The 3431-nt window shown below is 68.8% G+C and carries 3 protein-coding genes; all 3 read left to right on the forward strand.

The annotated features are described in order from the left end of the window. On the forward strand, positions 1-1597 hold a 1597-nt coding region (locus tag K2X24_RS10155; protein ID WP_292497467.1), incomplete at its 5' end, for a tetratricopeptide repeat protein. Beyond that, positions 1594-1893: a hypothetical protein gene (locus tag K2X24_RS10160; RefSeq protein WP_292497468.1), complete on the forward strand. Its 300-nt coding sequence runs from the start codon at positions 1594-1596 to the stop codon at positions 1891-1893. The genes K2X24_RS10155 and K2X24_RS10160, both read left to right, overlap by 4 nt. Positions 1894-2562: 669 nt before the next feature. Next, positions 2563-3431, forward strand: an 869-nt coding sequence (locus tag K2X24_RS10165; protein ID WP_292497471.1) for a polysaccharide lyase family 1 protein, incomplete at its 3' end; no start/stop codon positions are given.

A 3431-nucleotide genomic window follows, 5' to 3' on the forward strand; every position in this document is an offset into this window, starting at 1 on the left:
CGCGGAGCCCGGCGCGGCGCCGATGCACCTGCGCGCCGCCGAGGCGATGCGGGCGGGCGACCTCGCCGCGGCGTCCGCGGTGGCGCGTGCCGCCATCGCGGCCGATCCGCCCTGCGCGCCCGGCATCTCGGTGATCGCCCAGGTGGCCCTGCGCCGGGGCGATCCCGGGACGGCCCTCGACTTCGCCCTGCGCGGGCGCGCCGCCAACCCACGCAATTCCTCCTCCGTGGTCACGGCCGCCAAGGCCCTGACCAAGCTCAAGCGCTTCGAGGAGGCGGCCGCGATGTGGCGCGAAATGGCCGCCTGCCGCCGCGACGCGACCTGGCCGCTGATCGAGGCCGCGCGCTGCCACCTGCGCGCCAGGCAGGCGGAGGCGGGCCTCGCCCTGGCCGTCGCGGTGCTGGACCGCGAGCCCGGCGACACCGTCGCGCTCGCGGTCAAGGCCGAGGCCCTTCGCATGCTCGGCCGCTTCGCCGAACTCGCAGCCGTGGCCGAGGCGCTCGCCGAGGCCAACCCGGAGGCGGCCCTGGCCATCATGCAGTGGATGATCGCGGCGGGTCGGGTCGAGGGCCTGACGCGGGTGGCGCGCCGGGTCTGCGCCGCGCCGCAGGGCGTGCCGGAGGAGCACCGCGACGACATCTGCCGGCAGTTGAAGGCCGCGGGCGAGCACGCCCTCGCACAGGAATTCTGGGCCACCGGCGCGGAGGCCCTGCGCGCCTACCTCGTGTTCCGTCCCGGCGACCGCGCGGTCGCCCGCAGCCTCTCGAAGCTCGCCGCGCAATGGCTGATACCCGCCCGCTCGGCGGTGCAGGCGGGGGATTTCCAGGCGGCCGCCCAGGCCTACGACCTCGTCCTGCACATCGATCCCGATGCCGTGAAGACCCTGCGCGAGGCGGCCTCTGCGGCCGAGAAGCGCGCCGACTGGACGCGGGCCGCCGACCTCTGGGGCCAGGTCGACCGCGCCGGCGACAGCGATGCCGCGACCCTGTTGCGCGCCGCACGCGCCGCCGATCTTGCCGGGCGTCCGGAGCCGGCGCTCGGTCTCTATCGGCGCGCCGCCCGCACCGATCCCGGCAACACCAAGGCGCTCGCCTCGGCCGAGTCCCTGTCGCGCCGTCTCGCCAAGCAGGCGCGGACACTGGAAGCGGCCGGGGACATCGACGGGGCCGTGCGGACCGCCACCGTCGTCCTGGCCGACAATCCCGAGGACCCGATCTGCACCCGTCTGATGCGTCGGGGCGGCGCTCAGGTCGCCTCCGCACTGCGCCGGGCGGTGGCCGAGGGCGACGCCGCCCGGCAGGAAGCCCTGGCGACGCAGCTCCTGCACATCGATCCCGAGCGCTTCGAGGCCCTGCGCGTCCTCTCCAAGGCGCGCCTCACGAGCGGGCGTTTCGACGAGGCCGCCCATCTGCTGCGCCGTCTGACCGTGGTCCAGTCGGATGTCGCCGCCCACTGGATCAAGCTCGGCCGGTGCCTGCGCCTGATGCGGAGCTACGACGAGGCCCGCGACGCGGCGCGCCAGGCCCTCGCCCGCGATCCGACCAGTCCGGCCGCGCACAAGATCCTGGCCGACCTCGGCGAAGGGCGGGCCCGTTGATCCGCCTACCCCCCAGGACCCGGGACGAGGCGGCCGTCCGCGGTCTGACGCCCGGAGAGCACGGCTTCCCCGCCGAGTGCGGACCCTGGCCGCACTTCGTGCTCAAGCGCGGCCATCGCGGCCGCTATCGCTTCAGCTTCCGCACGCCGCTGGGGGGCATCACCGGCGAGGTCTTCGTGTCTCCGGAATCGGGCCCGCGTGCGCATCAGGAGGCGGAGGCCCGCCGCCTCGTCGCGCGGCTCGCGCGGTCCCTGTGCGAGGTCCTGGAGCACGAGAGATTGCCATCGGAGCGATGAATGTGTGTCGCTTTGAAGTAACAGGAATGTCGTTCGAGCGCGCATTTGCGCGCCATGCTCTCAACTTGTGCGTTTCTAGCCACTGGATGCGCAAGCATTCGGCGCTTTAGGCTGGATTTTGGGGTTCACAACTTAGCCTTATTGCTGCATGACATTGCCGTCGGCGCGGGGCGGGCGGTGTCGTTTCGATTTCCTCCCTCCACGCGATTGTCTGCGGGCTTCGGAGCGGTCGATCCGGGCCGGTGCATCGTCCGTGCCCAGGCGTTCCCCACTTTCGCGGCTTCGCGCCCTTCGGCGCGGGTCCGATTAGAGCGAGGACATCGTGATGAGCGTTGCGTTGGCGGGCCCCGCCCTCGGACAGCGGCGCGGCTGATTCCCCTGGCCGGAACCAAGCCCTGAGTCATCTCGCGTTCCCGTCGCGACCCCATCGACGTGGTGTCGTGGGGCGAGCGCTTGTCTGAAACCTGGCTTCTCCAGAGTGCAGGGCAGGGGACGCATTCCGATGACCTGAAAGCCGGGCTGGATGCAGCTTCCGGTTCGGGGACCTTCTTGGGCTCGGAAAGAATGGTGTTTTGAGTAGGAATAGCCTTCGTAAAGAAGCATTCACCATAAATTTTTGAAACAATACGAGAATTTCCGCAGAAGAGCGCGGAAGGGAAATGGTATCGAATGGCTGACAATTTGGCTCATGGCTTCGCATCCATGTACGGCGGCACGACCGGCGGAAGCGGGGGCTCCAGCGTGACGGTTTCCACCGGCGCGGCGCTCCAAGCGGCGATCGACAAAGCCACGGGGCCGCTGACGATCTACGTCGACGGCAAGATCACGCCGGGCAACAGCGGCGTCGATGCGATCAACATCGCGGGCAAGAGCAACATCTCGGTGGTGGGCGTCGCCGGCAACGCGGATTTCGACGGGATCGGCATCCGTGTCAGCGGTGGCGCGTCGAACCTGATCATCCAGAACCTAAAGATCCACGACGTCGCCACGGGTCCCAAGGACGCGATCGGCATCGAGGGGGCGTCGAAAAACATCTGGATCGACCACAACGAGCTCTACAGCACCCTGGCGGTGGACAAGGATTATTACGACGGTTTGCTCGATATCAAGCGCGGCGCCGAGTACATCACCATCTCGAACAACTACCTCCACGACCATCACAAGACGTCGCTGGTGGGCTATTCCGACGCCGATGCGGGCGGGCGCTACATCACCTACGATCACAACGTCTTCGAGAACATCGGCTCGCGCGCGCCCAGCGTGCGCGACGGGGACGTGCACATCTACAACAATTACTACAAGAACATCGAGGTCTCGGGCATCAACCTGCGCATGGACGCGATCGGCCTGATCGAGAACAACGTCTTCGAGAATGCCCACAACCCCATCGTCAGCCAGGACAGCACCCGGATCGGTTATTGGGACCTGAGCGGCAACGTCATGACCGGCGTGACCTGGAGCAAGCCCGGCAGCCACGAGGCCACCGCCGAGAATGGCCTTTCCACCGCCTCGTACGACGTGCCCTACGCCTACGCCCT

Source organism: Methylobacterium sp. (assembly GCF_019750675.1).
Lineage (GTDB): Bacteria > Pseudomonadota > Alphaproteobacteria > Rhizobiales > Beijerinckiaceae > Methylobacterium.